Origin of the sequence: Flavobacterium oncorhynchi (assembly GCF_002217355.1) — a bacterium.
GTDB classification, from domain to species: Bacteria; Bacteroidota; Bacteroidia; order Flavobacteriales; family Flavobacteriaceae; genus Flavobacterium; species Flavobacterium oncorhynchi.
Genome location: NZ_MUHA01000007.1, coordinates 460,271 through 476,111, shown reverse-complemented (window position 1 = coordinate 476,111; position 15,841 = coordinate 460,271). Strand labels below are relative to the sequence as shown.

The 15,841-nt window shown below is 33.4% G+C and carries 12 protein-coding genes; 6 read left to right on the top strand and 6 right to left on the bottom strand.

From position 1 onward, the window contains the following. Nucleotides 1-48: 48 nt before the first annotated feature. Nucleotides 49-1,008 carry an MBL fold metallo-hydrolase gene (locus B0A75_RS07545; RefSeq protein ID WP_089053676.1) on the top strand — a complete coding sequence of 320 codons (960 nt, stop codon included), beginning with the start codon at nucleotides 49-51 and terminating at the stop codon, nucleotides 1,006-1,008. 108 nt (nucleotides 1,009-1,116) lie between these two features. On the opposite strand, the gene B0A75_RS07540 is transcribed toward B0A75_RS07545, so the two are convergent. Both B0A75_RS07540 and B0A75_RS07535 read right to left on the bottom strand, forming a co-directional pair. Next, nucleotides 1,117-1,656 (bottom strand): 3-hydroxyanthranilate 3,4-dioxygenase, encoded by a 540-nt coding sequence (locus B0A75_RS07540; RefSeq protein WP_089053675.1) that lies wholly within the window; start codon nucleotides 1,654-1,656, stop codon nucleotides 1,117-1,119. A 63-nt stretch (nucleotides 1,657-1,719) separates the two neighbouring features. After that, complete coding sequence (locus B0A75_RS07535; RefSeq protein ID WP_089053674.1) at nucleotides 1,720-2,817, bottom strand: endonuclease/exonuclease/phosphatase family protein; 1,098 nt, start codon at nucleotides 2,815-2,817, stop codon at nucleotides 1,720-1,722. A 211-nt stretch (nucleotides 2,818-3,028) separates the two neighbouring features. On the opposite strand from B0A75_RS07535, the gene B0A75_RS07530 reads away from it, so the two are divergent. The 4 genes from B0A75_RS07530 (at nucleotide 3,029) to B0A75_RS07515 (ending at nucleotide 6,703) form a co-directional block, all read left to right on the top strand. After that, nucleotides 3,029-3,928: a S66 peptidase family protein gene (locus B0A75_RS07530; protein ID WP_089053800.1), complete on the top strand. Its 900-nt coding sequence runs from the start codon at nucleotides 3,029-3,031 to the stop codon at nucleotides 3,926-3,928. Nucleotides 3,929-4,073: 145 nt separating this feature from the next. After that, nucleotides 4,074-4,445 (top strand): YraN family protein, encoded by a 372-nt coding sequence (locus B0A75_RS07525; protein WP_089053673.1) that lies wholly within the window; start codon nucleotides 4,074-4,076, stop codon nucleotides 4,443-4,445. Nucleotides 4,446-4,563: 118 nt separating this feature from the next. Continuing rightward, nucleotides 4,564-5,220 carry a hypothetical protein gene (locus B0A75_RS07520; protein ID WP_008466087.1) on the top strand — a complete coding sequence of 219 codons (657 nt, stop codon included), beginning with the start codon at nucleotides 4,564-4,566 and terminating at the stop codon, nucleotides 5,218-5,220. 139 nt (nucleotides 5,221-5,359) lie between these two features. Next, on the top strand, nucleotides 5,360-6,703 hold the full coding sequence (locus tag B0A75_RS07515) for an IPT/TIG domain-containing protein (RefSeq protein ID WP_089053672.1): 1,344 nt from the start codon (nucleotides 5,360-5,362) through the stop codon (nucleotides 6,701-6,703). Between the two features lie 77 nt (nucleotides 6,704-6,780). Here B0A75_RS07515 and mfd read toward each other — a convergent pair whose 3' ends face one another. Further along, entirely contained in the window at nucleotides 6,781-10,146 is a 3,366-nt protein-coding gene (mfd, locus tag B0A75_RS07510; protein ID WP_089053671.1) for a transcription-repair coupling factor, read from the bottom strand. After that, a complete protein-coding gene (locus tag B0A75_RS07505) occupies nucleotides 10,139-10,765 on the bottom strand; it encodes a hypothetical protein (protein ID WP_089053670.1) in 627 nt (208 codons plus the stop codon). The genes mfd and B0A75_RS07505 overlap by 8 nt, the downstream gene beginning before the upstream one ends. Nucleotides 10,766-11,074: 309 nt before the next feature. On the opposite strand from B0A75_RS07505, the gene B0A75_RS07500 reads away from it, so the two are divergent. Then, complete coding sequence (locus B0A75_RS07500; protein ID WP_089053669.1) at nucleotides 11,075-12,013, top strand: L-threonine 3-dehydrogenase; 939 nt, start codon at nucleotides 11,075-11,077, stop codon at nucleotides 12,011-12,013. A 219-nt stretch (nucleotides 12,014-12,232) separates the two neighbouring features. Here B0A75_RS07500 and B0A75_RS07495 read toward each other — a convergent pair whose 3' ends face one another. Both B0A75_RS07495 and B0A75_RS07490 read right to left on the bottom strand, forming a co-directional pair. Next, nucleotides 12,233-14,113 carry a M1 family metallopeptidase gene (locus tag B0A75_RS07495; RefSeq protein WP_089053668.1) on the bottom strand — a complete coding sequence of 627 codons (1,881 nt, stop codon included), beginning with the start codon at nucleotides 14,111-14,113 and terminating at the stop codon, nucleotides 12,233-12,235. A gap of 63 nt (nucleotides 14,114-14,176) precedes the next feature. Then, nucleotides 14,177-15,811: a S8 family peptidase gene (locus B0A75_RS07490; protein WP_089053667.1), complete on the bottom strand. Its 1,635-nt coding sequence runs from the start codon at nucleotides 15,809-15,811 to the stop codon at nucleotides 14,177-14,179. Nucleotides 15,812-15,841 lie beyond the last annotated feature (30 nt).

Sequence of the window (15,841 nt, the reverse complement as noted above, 5' to 3'; positions counted from 1 at the left end):
GCTTTATTCCGTAAATTTGATGAAATTTGCTTTTCTAAAATAAAAAACATGACTCTTTTTAAACGTCTTTTACTCTGCCTTATATTAGTTACACTAAATGCCTTTTCTCAAAAAGATCAAAAAACTTCATTTCAAGTCGTTCCACTGGGTGTAAAAGGCGGAATTGATGAAAAAAATCTTTCTGCTTATTTACTCGCTCCTGTACATACAAACGACTATATCTGTTTAGACGCAGGAACTATAAATGCAGGAATTGAAGTTGCCATAAAAAACAAAGTTTTTAAAGTTTCAACGAGCGAAGTTTTGCGAAAATACATAAAAGGATATTTTATTTCACATGCTCATTTAGATCACGTTTCTGGCTTAATCATAAATTCGCCTGCAGATTCTTCTAAGACAGTTTATGCAACTGAAAAATGTATGGAAATGATGGAAAATCATTATTTCAATGATCAAACTTGGGCAAATTTTGGTGATAAAGGCCCTGGAACTCCTTTGAAAAAATATCATTTTGAGACTTTAAAAACCAACCTTGAAACGCCGATTACAAACACTCAAATGACGGTAAAAGTATTCCCGTTAAGTCACGTAAATCCGTTTGAAAGCACTGCATTTTTAATAAAAAATGGAGATTCGTACGTTTTATATTTAGGTGATACAGGACCTGATGTCGTTGAAAAAAGTGATAATCTTAAAAATTTATGGACGGCAGTTGCTCCTCTTGTCCAAAACAAACAATTGAAAGGAATTTTTATTGAAGTTTCTTTTCCAAACGAACAGCCTGATCAATTTTTGTTTGGACATTTAACGCCCAATTATCTAATGAAAGAGCTTCATGTTTTAGAAGAATTATCAGGAAAAGGAACTCTAAAAGATTTCAACATTATCATTACACATTTGAAACCGCCGACTAAGAATATTGTGAAACTAAAAGAGCAAATTAAAAATCAAAATGATTTAGGAGTGAAAATTATTTATCCTGAACAAGGGGAAAGATTTGAGCTATAATTTTTTGCCACAGATTATATGGATTTTAAAATCTAATCTTGTCAGATATTCCAAACCCGACTCGTTTTTAAAACTTGTCGGGTTTGATATTTTAACTCAACTAATAAATTACTTTTTTGCCGTAAATCTCGGATCAGTTTCCATTACAGTGCCGCATTTATCACAAGTTCTTAATTCTTCAGAATTGTAAAAATGCTCGAAGTGCGGAAGAAAGTCTTTCTCAATATTATGAAGTTCAAAAAACACTTCATATAATTTATGATTACACTTATCACAATGCCATAACAATCCATCAGTGTATCCTTTTCCTGCACGTTTGCGCTCAATTACTAAACCTATTGAACCTTCAGAACGAACTGGAGAATGCGGAATTTTAGCGGGATGAAGATACATATCGCCTGCGTTCAGCTCCATTTCCTTGCGCTTGCCATCTTCTTGAATTACCACTTTTATACTGCCTTCTAACTGATAAAAAAGCTCTTCGGTTTCATTATAATGATAGTCTTTTCTTGCATTTGGCCCTGCAACTATCATTACGATATAGTCGCCTGAATCTACATAAAGGTTTTTATTTCCAACTGGCGGCTTTAATAATTGTCTGTTTTCTTCAATCCATTTAGTAAGATTGAACGGTTTTGCTATGGCCATTTTATAAATTTTTATGAGAAGCTAAGATAATGAAATTGTAGAGATGCTCTGCAAAGTTTGCCTTTACAATTTTTCTTTAATCAAATAAATATAAACTGGAAAATGATCACTAAAACCTGCTTGTTCTAGTGTATTTCGTAACGGATATCCTTTATACTTTCCAGAGGTTTGAATTAAATACGGTTTATTAAAAATTCCTGCTTTCCAAAATTTGAATGTAGAAAAACCTGAATTTATTAATGAACCAGTCATCATAATTTGATCAAAAATATCCCATGAATCTCTAAAAGCCAAAGTTCCCATTCCTTTCTCAGCCATTTCTTCAAATGGATTAAAAACACCAAATTCTGGGACTTCTGTCTTTTTTGCCTTTGCTCCTAAAGCTGTCTTGATACTTTTATTAAAAGGGCCATCGTTTAAATCTCCCATTGTAATTACTTTCGCATTTGGATTTATTTGCTGCAATGAATCAATAATCTTACGGTTTAATCTTCCCGCTGCTTCACGAAATATACTGCTTGCTTTTTCTCCTCCTGATCTCGAAGGCCAATGATTAACAATAATATGAATCTCTTCCTCTTCAAGAAAGCCAGTTACTAAAAGCTGATCTCTTGTAAAAATTCTATTTTTTATTTCAGTTTTAGCTTCTATATCTCCTAAATCTTCATTTTTATCTTCCTGAATAGCTGCTTTCTTTTTATATATCAATAACGGAATATTAGCAAATGATGTTGGTCTAAAATATTTCTTTTGATATAAAAGTGCGACGTCAATACCACGTTGATCAGGCGAATCAAAATGAATGATTCCATAATCAAATCCAGCTATTTTTTCCTGTTTTACCAAATCTTCAAGTACACCTCTATTTTCAACTTCAGAGCATCCTAATAAAATAGGTGCATTAGAATTCTCTGGTGTTCCAATTTCAGAAATGACCTTTGATAAGTTTTTTAGTTTTTGATCGTACTTTTCTTTTGTCCAATGCTGAGCCCCAGTTGGTGTCCACTCATCATCATTTGTACTTGCATCATCATAAATATCAAAGAGATTTTCGAAATTGTAAAAAGCCAATGTATGTATATTATATTTTTTTGATTGAGCTTTTGAAATAAAAATTACAAAAAAAGCGAGTAAAAAAAAGTGAAGTTTAATAATTTGCATAACTTTAAAAATTAAAGAGCCAATTTAAATAAAATGTAGGAAATTTCAATATTTTGATTTTGGATAATTATTATATTTGTTAATTCTATAACTAAAAAACCGCAGAAGAATTATGAAAAGCCAGTCCGCAATCTTAAAATATTTTAACTTCACTAAACTGGCATTTCTTATTTTTGCTTTACAATCGTTTACCTGTCAATCTCAACAAAACATGATAACACCGCCTTATTTACAAAAAGGAGATACTGTCGCACTTTTGGCAACAGCTCGAAAAAACATCGATGATAATTTAAAACCAACAATAGATTTATTGCACAGCTGGGGTTTAGAAGCTGTAATAGGCTCAACAATCGGGCTTGATTTTAATCAGCTTGCGGGTACAGACGAACAGCGTGCTGCCGATTTTCAAAAACAATTAGACAATCCAAACATTAAAGCAATTTGGTGTGTTCGCGGTGGTTATGGAACCGTTCGAATGCTTGATTTGTTAGATTTTACAAAATTCAAACAACATCCAAAATGGGTTATTGGATTTAGTGATGTTACTGTTTTGCATAACCATTTAAATACAATGGGTTATAAATCGATACATGGTATTATGCCTGTTACGGTAGCTCGAGCAACTCCGGCGGCAGTGAGTTCGATGAAAGCCAGTTTGTTTGGTGAGCCGGTTTCTTATACAATTGGTCCAGATAAGATGAATCGTTTTGGTAAAGCTACAGGCGAATTGGTTGGTGGTAATTTATCTATTCTTTACAGCTTATTAGGTTCGCAATCGGCAATTGATTGTAAGGATAAAATTTTATTTATTGAAGATCTAGATGAATACCTATATCATATTGACCGAATGATGATGAATTTGCGACGTAATGGCTGCATCGAAAATCTAAAAGGGATTATGATTGGCGGAATGACCAAAATGAAAGACAATGAAGTGCCATGGGGTAAAAATGCTCTAGAAATTATTGATGATGTAACTAAAAAATACAATATCCCAGTAATCTTCAATTTCCCAGCAGGGCACATTCAGGACAATAGAGCTTTGATTATGGGAAGTACAATTTCTATTGATGTCAATGCAGCTGGAAGTACTGTTACTTTTCTGAAATAGCAGTATTTCATACTCAATAAATACCACATTAAAATCTCGCAAAGACGCGAAGTCGCAAAGGATAATTAAAACTTTGCAACTTCGCGTCTTTGCGTGCAAAAAACTTGAAACCTGAAACTTCGAACTTGAAACTAAAAACTAAACTATGGCAGAACACAATGAACTTGGCAAAATAGGAGAAGATCTTGCTGTGGCATATCTTGAAGAAAATGGTTATAAAATATTAGAACGAAATTGGACTTTTCAAAAAGCTGAAATAGATATTATTGCCCAAAAAGAAAATATTTTAGCAGTTGTAGAAGTGAAGACAAGATCAAGCTTAGATTTTGGATCTCCGCAAGATTTTGTTAAGCCAAAAAAAATCCAACTCCTGGTAAAAGCAGTAAATGCCTACATAAACGATAGGGAAAAGGATTTTAAAAATGATTTAAACATTCGTTTTGACATCGCCGCAATCCATAAAACGCAGGAAACATTTGCAATTGAACATTTTACGGATGCTTTTTATCACTTTTAACATATTTTTTTATTGTTATAATTCTAACAAATTGTTTTTTTATTTATCTTTGTGGAGATTTATAACATAAATTAACTAAACCAACCCAATTAAGTTACAAAAAAAAAGAAAAAAAATTATGAAAACCGTTTCTTCAATCGTCGAAAATTACATTAAAACAAAACCCTTTTTATTGAATGCGTTATCGCTTGGAATTATCAATTTAACATCTCTTTCTCGGAACATCATGACGGAATTGGAAAGTGAATTTGGTAAGGAAGTAAAACAAGGTGCTGTTGTAATGTCGCTGAAACGACTGACTGAAGAATTGGATTTTAAATTAAATCATAAGATCAATAAGGTCATTAAAAACATAGGCGAAATTACGGTAAGATCTGAATTGACAGATTACACTTTTGCTGCTTCAGAAACTGTTTTAAACAAACAGGCTGATTTAATTTCTGATATTAATGCTTTATCTGATATTTTTTATACTTCGTCTCGTGGTGTAAATGAAACTAATATTGTGGTGAGCAGCAGTGTAAATCATTTAGTTGAAAAACACTTTATGCGCGAAAAATTAATTCAGAAATTAGACAATCTGGCTTCTATTACGGTAAAATTACCAAAAGAGAACATTGTAGTTCCTGGTATTTATTATTTCATCTTTCAACGTTTGGCTTGGGAAGGAATAATCATAAACGAGGTAATTTCAACTTCAAATGAATTTACTATTTTAGTTGGTGAAGATCAAGTTGATGTTGCTTTTAAAGTTATTAAAGACTTAAAAAACTAATTAAAAACTATACAAACACAAAAGGGGCGCATGATGATGCGCCCTTTTTTATTAGGAAAAAATCTGAGTGACATCCTGAGTTTTGATATTGCTTGAGAATTTCATTTATTTACATCAGAAAATTAATCCTAAAAAAACCATGAAAAAAAAACTACTTCTATTATCAACCCTATTAACCACAGTGATTTTTGTTTCCTGCTCAAGTGATAATTCCGGAGATACCCCGCCTCCAGTTGTAGCGCAACCATTACCTATTACAATTTCAGCTGCTTCTTCTGAATTTCTTATTCCAGGGGAAAATTTAGAAATTACAGGAACCAATTTTATTAATAAAGACTATCCAACCAAAATCTTTATTAATAATACCGAAATAACTCCAAAAGAAATTTCAAATACTAAAATCATTTTAACAGTCCCAACTGACTTAACAACAGGAACAAACACTTTAAAACTGCAAATTAACTCTTTAAACAGTAGTCCTATCAGCTTTTTTACTATGGCGAAAGGCTGGAATAAATTAACTATTCTTGGGAATGTAGATATCCAATCCTCCAGTGCTCTTGAAAATAGTAACACTATATTTTCGTATATAAATAGTATTACATCTAATGATGGGAGTTTTTCTGGAGCAGCAGCAAAATTAGCTATAACACCTAGAGGCTATGAACTAGCTAGAATCAATCAGTCAGGAAATTACGGTGATTTTAAAATGGTTGACGAAAAAACAGGTGTTTTAACAAATACTGGTGCCGCATTTTTTACTGATAATGTTTTTGAAACACAAAAAAAAGTCAATGTTGATCTCTCCTTTAGTCCAGCTATTAACGGTTTAAAAGTAGGTTATCTAGACAACAAAATCTGTATTCTTACTACTTCGATAAGCGGTCAAATCTACACGACAGACAAAGGATCAACAATTATTAAAAACGACCCTCCTATTTGGGCAGCAAAAGTTGGTAGTGGCGGCACTAGTGTCAGTGCTAGATTAGGAATTTCTGTTTATGGAAAATCTGTATCTGACAACAAATTTTATCAGGCGGGTGTCCTTTACGATCCAAAAAAATATGGTTCAAATAATCTAAAAAATGTAATCCTACAGTCTGAAACGGGTTACAACAACTGGATTGTAAAAGACACGGTTTCCAAACAAGCCGACTCAAAAATATATCCAAACACTTATAAGTTTGTAAACATCAATAGAATATTTGGAATAAATAAAACGGACAATACTTTAATGGTATCTACTGATATGCTGCAAACATGGAACGTTGTAAAAACGAATGTCGCCGCTTTCTTTCTTAGAACTGATGCACAATGGTATATTCAATCGGGAGATAAATTATTTGTTACAAAAGATTCTGGTGCAACATGGCAAGTTGAACTGGAGTTACCTGCTGGTTCAGTTGTTAATGACATTGCTTTTTCTAAAACTAAGATAATAGTTTCTGGAAACAAAGGTTTGCATTATGTAAAATTTGAATAATAATTAGACTTTTATTTCATTAAAAAAATGGCGTATAAGATTTTTATACGCCATTTTAAGTTTTTAATTCTCAGCATCTACTCGCCCAGCATCTCCATCAATTCCAAAGCTCTTTTAGTCGATTTTACATTGTCAAAAGTCAATAAAAGTCGTAAGCCATTAGGTGTTTGTTTCTCTTTCATTTGGCAAAGGTTGCTATGCATTTGCACAAATTTTATCACTTTATGAAAACGCTTTGATTGATAATAATCTGATTGTTGATCAGAAACAAAGTAGCCAATCATTTTGCCTTTTTTCATTACCAATTTTTCAATTCCTACTGCAGTAGCAATCCATTTGATGCGAATACTATTCATCAATGCATTCGCACGCGGCGGCAACGGACCAAAACGGTCAATTAATTTGTTTTGGAAAACAATTAATTCTTCTTCATTCTTCACAGAACCCAATTCGTTATACAAACTCAAACGTTCGGTAACATTATTGATATATTCATCAGAAAACAACAACTCAAAATCGGTATCAATTTGTAGATCTTTTACGTATTCTTTCGTTTCAATATCGTTCTCTTCAGGATATAAATCTTTGAATTCGTTTTCTTTCAATTCCTCAATAGCTTCGTTCATAATTTTTTGGTACGTATCAAAACCAATTTCATTAATGAAACCGCTTTGTTCACCACCCAATAAATCCCCTGCTCCACGAATTTCAAGATCTTTCATTGCAATATTGAAACCGCTTCCAAGTTCGCTAAATTGTTCCAAAGCCTGAATACGTTTTCTAGCATCTTCGGTCATGGATGAATACGGCGGACAGATGAAATAACAGAATGCTTTTTTATTGCTTCGACCAACACGGCCGCGCATTTGATGCAAATCTGATAAACCAAAATTATTGGCATTATTGATGAAAATTGTATTGGCATTTGGAACGTCTAATCCACTTTCGATAATTGTGGTTGCCACCAAAACATCAAAATCACCGTTCATGAAACCTAACATCAATTCCTCAAGTTTAGCACCGTCCATTTGTCCGTGACCAATCCCGACTCTCGCATTTGGAACCAAACGCTGAATCATTCCTGCAACTTCTTTTATATTTTCGATTCGATTATTGATGAAGAAAACCTGTCCGTTTCGCTGAATTTCATACGAAATTGCATCACGAATAATTTCTTCATTAAAACCAACTACATTCGTTTCAATAGGATATCTATTAGGCGGAGGCGTTGTAATTACTGATAAATCTCTGGCCGCCATTAATGAAAACTGAAGCGTTCTCGGAATTGGCGTTGCTGTTAATGTCAACGTATCAACATTTGCAGCAATGGTTTTTAATTTATCTTTTACGTTAACTCCAAATTTTTGTTCCTCATCGACAATCAATAATCCTAAATCTTTAAAAACTACATTTTTATTGACTAATTGATGTGTTCCGATAACGATATCCAGTTTTCCTTCGGCTAAATCTTTTAAAGTCTGTGTTTTTTGTTTTGCCGTTCTAAATCTATTCAAATAGCCAATTGTAACCGGCATATCTTTTAATCGTTCCGTAAAAGTTCTATAATGCTGATAAGCTAAAATAGTGGTAGGAACTAAAACTGCAACTTGTTTACTATTATCAACCGCTTTAAAGGCAGCACGAATGGCAACTTCCGTTTTTCCGAAACCAACGTCGCCGCAAACCAAACGATCCATTGGGCGATCGCTTTCCATATCGGCTTTTACTTCTGCCGTCGATTTGGTTTGATCCGGCGTATCTTCATAAATAAACGAACTTTCTAATTCGTTTTGTAAATAACTATCCGGCGCAAACTGAAAACCTTTTTCTAATCTTCGTTTTGCATACAACTGAATTAAATTGAATGCAATATGCTTAACTCGCGCTTTGGTTTTTTGTTTTAAAACTTTCCAAGCATTCGATCCAAGTTTATAGATTTTTGGAGGCGTTCCGTCTTTTCCGTTGTATTTAGAAATTTTATGAAGCGAGTGAATGCTTACGTAAACAATATCATTGTCGGCATAAACCAATTTTATAGCTTCCTGCGTTTTACCTTCGACTTGAATTTTCTGCAATCCCCCAAACTTTCCAATTCCGTGATCGATGTGTGTAACATAATCACCAACAGAAAGTGCCGTTAATTCTTTTAGCGTAATATTCTGCTTTTTCGAATAGCCGTTTTTGATGTTGAATTTATGATAACGCTCAAAAATCTGATGATCTGTGTATGCCGTTATTTGATTCTCTTCATCGATAAAACCTTGGTATAAAGGCAGTACAATTGTATTATATTGCTTTCGGATATTCTCTGAATTGGCTTCATCTAACGATTCAAAAATATCGTGAAAACGTTTTGCCTGTGTTTCGTTTGAACAGAATAAATAATTTTTATATCCGTTAAAATGATTGTCGCTCAGATTGTTCAGCAATAAATCAAATTGCTTGTTGAAAGATGGCTGCGGCTGAAAATGAAATTCGAACTTTTTAGTTGTCTTGAAAATTGGTTTTGAAGCCAATTCGACAATCGAAAAATCTAAAGCCCGCTTGATAAACGAAGCTTGATTTAAAAATAGTTTTTCTGGTTCGGCGTGTTTTATTTCCTTCGACAATTTCTCAAAAGCTTCTTCTGCCCTTGCAAATTGTTTGTCTAACTGACTAAAAAGTCCATCAGTATTTTGGATGAAAAGAACAGTCTTTTCGGCAATATAATCTAAAAAGCTTTCGCGGTTTTCCTGAAATATCTTGTTTTCGACATTCGGAATAATGGTGATTTTTTTATGTGTTTCGACAGATAACTGAGTTTCTACATCAAAACTTCTAATACTGTCTACTTCGTTTCCAAAAAACTCTATTCTATACGGATGATCGTTTGAGAAAGAAAAGACATCGACAATTCCTCCACGAACCGAAAATTCTCCAGGTTCTGTAATAAAATCAACTCTTTTAAATTCGTATTCAAACAAAACTTCATTGATAAAATCAATCGAAATTTTATCGTTTAAAGCTACTTTTAAAGTGTTTTTATCAAGTTCTCTTCTCGTAACTACTTTTTCAAAAAGTGCTTCTGGATACGTAACAATTATAGCTGGTTTTTTTCGAGAATTGATTCGGTTTAAAACCTCAGCGCGAAGTAAAACATTCGCATTATCTGTTTCCTCAATATGGTACGGACGACGGAATGAAGCGGGATAAAATAAAACATCCTGCTCGCCGATCATCTGCTCTAAATCATTCAAATAATAAGCGGCTTCTTCTTTGTTGTCTAAAACAAGCAAAAAAGGCAATTCTGTTTTTTTAAAGACAGAGCGAATTATAAACGAAACCGCAGACCCTAACAATCCGCTAAGGTTCATTTTTACCTGATTTCCCTCTAGTAAACTTGTGGCAATCTGCTGTGCTTTTGGCAAATTGTCATAGGTAGTATATAAAGCGTTTTTACTCAACTTTTGGTGCGTTTTGATCAATGTTTTGTATTGGTGACAGAGGTGCGCTTGAACTTGGAATGGCACGCGTCGTATCTAACATTTTTAGAAAATCCTCTTCTCCTTCTTCTTTTGGAATTTTATTTTTCTCAACAATTTTATCCATTTGTCTTTCTAAAGAAACTAATTCTTTATTAATCTCTCCGATTAAAAAAGCGACTTTATCATCTGGTATTTTACTCAAATGAATAAACAAATCCAACATTCTAACTTTTGTAATTAAAATTGAGATTCGGCTTCTTATTTGAGGCAGATTAAATTCAGCAGGAATATTATTGTTTAAAGCCATTGCTTTTTTTGAAATGGCAGTAGATTTTTTCTGAAATGCGCCAATAGTTTTTCTTGGCTTATCTCCAATCTCTTTCATAAAATCACGCCATTCTGTCCACGCTCTTACATTTTGTTCCGAAATTTCATTGATTGGTTCATCAATAAAAATCCATGCTTTATTGATGTTATTAAAAATTTTTTCATTCTTTTTAGCTTCTTTTGCATTTTCAGCTTGACGCTTTTCGTCTTGGTTTTGACAAGATTGAAGCACTAAAATCAAAAGCAGAAATACTGCTATTTTATATTTCATTTCATAAAATGTTAGATCGCAAAGTTACAAAGTAAATTTACAATTACGAATTCTGATTTTTGCTAAAGATTCTATAAATCAAGGTTATTTTTTTATCATCGATTTTAAGTGATAAACTCATTTTTTACAGGATTTATTATCCAAAAAAAGCCTTTAAAAAACACTCAAAAAGCACAAAGACACATTTCTTAAACAGAGAATTATCCAACAAACAAACTTTTTTGTTATTGAATTTATAAATTATGATTCTAAAAAACGTACGTAATTACGAAAACGTTATATTTGTGTCTCTAAAAAAATCATCTAAAAATGAATCCAAAAATATTAATCATTGGCGCTTGCGGTCAAATTGGGACTGAGCTGACTCAAAAATTGCGCAAACTTTACGGAACCGAAAATGTAATCGCTTCTGATATTCGAAAATTAAATACGGATGTTGTTAATTCAGGTCCTTTTGAAGTAGTCAATGCTTTAGATTTTAACCAAATTGAACATCTTGTTGAAGTTCATAAAATCACTGATGTGTATTTGATGGCCGCGCTTTTATCAGCAACTGCTGAAAAAAATCCAGCATTTGCATGGGATTTGAATATGAATTCTCTTTTTCATGTTCTGAATTTAGCAAAAGCAAAAAAGATTCAGAAGATTTTCTGGCCTTCAAGTATCGCTGTTTTTGGTCCTACAACTCCAAAAGAAAATACTCCTCAATATACCGTAATGGAACCTTCGACAGTTTACGGAATTAGTAAACAGGCTGGTGAAAGATGGTGTGAATATTACCATAATATTTACGGCGTTGATGTTCGAAGCATACGTTATCCTGGTTTAATCAGCTGGTCTACTCCTCCGGGCGGCGGAACTACTGATTATGCTGTTGATATTTTCTATAAGGCTATTGCCGATAAAAAATACGAATGCTTTTTATCATCAGAAACTAAAATGCCAATGATGTATATGGATGACGCTATCGATGCTACTATCAACATTATGAAAGCGCCTGTTGAAGAAATCAAAATACACTCATCATACAATTTAGCAGCAATGAGTTTTACTCCAACTGAAATTGCGGCTGAAATTAAAAAGCATATTCCTGATTTTGAAATCACTTACAATCCTGACTTCCGTCAAAAAATTGCGGACAGCTGGCCAGCAAGTATTGATGACAGTTCTGCAAGAGAAGATTGGAACTGGAAACATACTTTTGATCTTGAATCAATGACAAAAGATATGATCGAGCATTTGAGTTAAATTAATAAGAAGATTGAATAGCGTCCAACTTTAGTTGGATGGAAAAATAAATCACAATAAAGGGCTTTAGCCAAAACTGTAACAGTTTGGCTATAGCCCTTTTCTCTTTAAATCTAATTCCTCCAGCTAAAGCTGGAGGCGATTCAAAAAAACTTTATGCCTTAAAACGAAAAAAGTCCCGCTTATTAAACGGGACTTCTTTTTATTCTTTTTTGAAGATTATTTTACTTCAAAAACATTATTCGTCTGCTTTACATCAGCCATTAATCCGCTTGGATCGATAGTGATTTTTTTGATTGCAGTTTTGTTTTTGTCAATCGTAAAATTATAGTTTTGCTGTGCCCAAGCCCAATCTTCTAAAACTGTTCTTTTTTCGTTTGGATTTGGATTTGGTTTAATAAAATTCATCATTCTCAACGGAATGTAGAAATTCTCAGAAGTTCCATCAGTATATTCTACTTTCAAATCAATTGGCATTGGCATTCTTCCAATTCTTTCTAACGAAACTGTTGTTTTTCCAGCGTTATCAGCAACAGCTGCAATTCCGTAATCAATTGTATTGGTTGTTTGTGCCCAATCTATTAAATACCAATCTAACTCAGCTCCAGAAACTCTTTCGGCTGTTCTTTTGATATCATTTGGCGTTGGATGTTTGAATTTGAAATCGTTGAAATATCTTTTTAGAGTTTCATCAACATTATCTTTCCCTATTACATATTCTAACTGTGATAAAAAGATACTTCCTTTTACATAAGATGAAATACTGTAAGGTCTGTTTTCGTCATAACGATCTCCGTGAGTGGTCTGCGGTTGTTCTTTTCCAGAATTTACTAAACTGTAATACGCTTTATAATTTCCTACGAAAGGGTTTACCTCTTTTTTATCTCCTTTTAATTCGTTCAAAGCACTGTCTTCGATATAGGTTGTAAAACCTTCATCCATCCAAGGATGTTTTGATTCATTTGAAGCTAAAATATGTTGAAACCATGAATGTCCCAATTCGTGTGTAGCAGTTCCTAAAATTCCTTCAAGAGTTCCGTTTCCTAACATTAAAGTACACATTGCGTACTCCATTCCGCCGTCGCCGCCTTGAATAAATGAATATTGTTTGTACGGATATTGTCCAACTCTATGATTGTAATAATCCATAACTTTTACCATTAATGGCTCTAACTGTTTCCAGTTTGCTGTTGTTTTTGGATTGTTTTTGTAAAAGAAATGCAAATCGACATCGTTTGGTCCTTTTACAATATCATGAGTATATTCTTTATCAGCAGCCCATGTAAAATCGTGAACATTTGGTGCGATAAAATGCCATGTTAGTGTTTTTGTTTTTTTAGGATAAACAACTGTTACGCCAGCATCTTCATAACCGTGACCAATTGTATTTTTGTCTTGCAAATATCCTGAAGCACCAAGAGTATACTCTTTGTCGATTGTAATTTTAACATCAAAATTACCCCAAACTCCGTGAAATTCTCTTGCGATATATGGATCTGCGTGCCATCCTTCGAAATCAAATTCGGCTAATTTTGGGTACCATTGCGACATTGAAAGTTCAACTCCTTCAGTATTATTTCTTCCTGCACGACGAACTTGAACCGGAACTTGTCCGTCAAAATCTAACGTAAAGGTAGTTTTTGAATTTGGTAAAATTGGTTTAGGCAAAGTCACCTCCATAATAGTTCCTGAAACTCTTGTTTGTGCAGAAACACCATCTTGTTTGAAATTAGCGATTTTTAAATACCCTATTTCATTTGGTTTTAAAGTTTCAATACGGCTTTGTTTTACTTCTTTTCCATCAGCGCCTTTTACTTTATTTACCATTCTTCCGTCTGGATCTTTAATAAAATGTAGACGAGCGTCCATCTCACTTCCTGGTTGAAAGGCGTTTAAAAATAAATGATAAAATACCTTTTTTAAGGTATCTGATGAATTATTGGTATAAACCAATTCTTGTTTTCCTTTGTACTGATAGTTTTTAACATCCATCGAAACCTCCATTTTATAATCGGCGTGTTGCTGCCAATATGAAGTGTTTTGTGCAAAAGCTGGACTTAAACCTAAGCTCAGAAAGGAAAGTAAAATAATTTTTCGCATGATAATTACAATAAAAATGGAAGAGCTGCCGCTCTTCCATTGGATTAGGTTTTTATTTATTTTTTATTTCTTCGACATTTTTTCGGCCATCAATAAAGCGTTGTAAGCATTTACCATTTTGGCTGTTTTTGATGATTCAACAGAAGAAACTGCTTCAGGTTTTTCATCTGGATTTGGATTTTCGCCCAAAATAACTTTTGAAGGAAGTGCAACTCCAGAATCCATTAAAATATGTTTTACCTGAGATGCTTTTAGTTTTGGATAATACGAACGAATTAATGCTGCAACTCCTGCTGCATTTGGAGCCGCCATCGAAGTTCCTTGTAAATATTTGTATTTATTATTTGGAACTGTTGCGTAAATTTCTTCACCCGGCGCAAAAACGTCAACATTTATTTTTCCGAAATTTGAAAATGGTGCTACAACAGTTTCTCCGTATTGTTTATTAATTGCTCCAATTGTTATTACGTTATCTGCAAATTCTTTGATGTTGTCTTGAGAATCGTTTGGATAATTGATGTTTTTGTTTTCATCGATATTGTAACCGTCGTTACCTGCCGCATGAACAATTAAAACATCTTTTTTGGCTGCATACTTAATAGCATCGTAAACCCAATTTTTGTGTGGAGAGAAGCTTTTACCAAAACTTCCGTTAATTATTTTTGCACCGTTATCAACTGCATAACGAATTGCTAAAGCAATATCTTTATCATACTCATCTCCATCTGGAACAGCTCTTACTGTTAAGATTTCAACATTTGCAGCAACACCGTCTCCGCCTAAATTATTACCACGAACTTGCGCAACGATTCCCGCTACGTGAGTTCCGTGTAGTGCTTTTTCTTTGTCTGGACCAAAAACAATATTATTTCCGTAATACTTGTTTTTGATGTCTTCAGGATTATCCCCTACGATTTTTCTTCCATCATAATCTTTATTCAAATTATAATTTAATTGATCGTAAACTTGGTCCTTATACTCTCCAAAATCAGCTTCTGGATCAAATGTTGGACCTGCGTTGGTAAATATTTGCATCATGACCCTTTTACTTTTCAAAACATCTGGATTTGCTGAAGTAATTGTACTTAGATCCTCTATTTTATATGTTGTTTTGTTAAGTTCTTTTTGGATTGTATTATGAAAACCTAACAACATATCTACTTGTTCTTTGTCCTTTAAAGCTTTTTCATACTTCTCTGTATATTGAGCCAAAGCTTCTTTGTATTGGGCAGAACCATCATCGCCTTTTTTAACGATACGTGTCATTTCTAGATTTTCATGAACAGCATTTCCAAGGAAATTCCATCCGTGAACGTCGTCGATGAAACCGTTTTTATCATCATCGATTCCGTTTCCTGGAATTTCTTTTATGTTTGTCCAGATCATTCCTTGTAAATCTTCGTGCTCAATATCAACACCAGAATCTACAATTCCTACAATAACTTTTTGACCTTTTTTTCCTTGTAATAGTTCAGCGTAAGCCTTATCAACACTCATACCTGCAATAGAATCTTTGATTAAATCAAGATGACTCCATCTTTTTAGTTCGTTTTCGCTGACTGGTGCTTTTTTGACAACTGTTAATGGCGCTTTAATGAATTCTTTTGAAGTTGAAACTTGCGCTTGCAAAGTAGCACTACAGCCTGCTAAAACAAGTAATGCAAAAGCAGATAATTTAAGAGGTTTTATATGACTCATGTATCTAAAAATAATATATAGTTAAAAGAT

Coding starts and splice junctions, on each gene's coding strand:
- B0A75_RS07545 (WP_089053676.1), top strand. CDS start 49: ATGACTCTTTTTAAACGTCTTTTACTCTGCCTTATATTAGTTACACTA.
- B0A75_RS07540 (WP_089053675.1), bottom strand. CDS start 1,656: ATGGCCATAGCAAAACCGTTCAATCTTACTAAATGGATTGAAGAAAAC.
- B0A75_RS07535 (WP_089053674.1), bottom strand. CDS start 2,817: ATGCAAATTATTAAACTTCACTTTTTTTTACTCGCTTTTTTTGTAATT.
- B0A75_RS07530 (WP_089053800.1), top strand. CDS start 3,029: ATGATAACACCGCCTTATTTACAAAAAGGAGATACTGTCGCACTTTTG.
- B0A75_RS07525 (WP_089053673.1), top strand. CDS start 4,074: ATGGCAGAACACAATGAACTTGGCAAAATAGGAGAAGATCTTGCTGTG.
- B0A75_RS07520 (WP_008466087.1), top strand. CDS start 4,564: ATGAAAACCGTTTCTTCAATCGTCGAAAATTACATTAAAACAAAACCC.
- B0A75_RS07515 (WP_089053672.1), top strand. CDS start 5,360: ATGAAAAAAAAACTACTTCTATTATCAACCCTATTAACCACAGTGATT.
- B0A75_RS07505 (WP_089053670.1), bottom strand. CDS start 10,765: ATGAAATATAAAATAGCAGTATTTCTGCTTTTGATTTTAGTGCTTCAA.
- B0A75_RS07500 (WP_089053669.1), top strand. CDS start 11,075: ATGAATCCAAAAATATTAATCATTGGCGCTTGCGGTCAAATTGGGACT.
- B0A75_RS07495 (WP_089053668.1), bottom strand. CDS start 14,113: ATGCGAAAAATTATTTTACTTTCCTTTCTGAGCTTAGGTTTAAGTCCA.
- B0A75_RS07490 (WP_089053667.1), bottom strand. CDS start 15,811: ATGAGTCATATAAAACCTCTTAAATTATCTGCTTTTGCATTACTTGTT.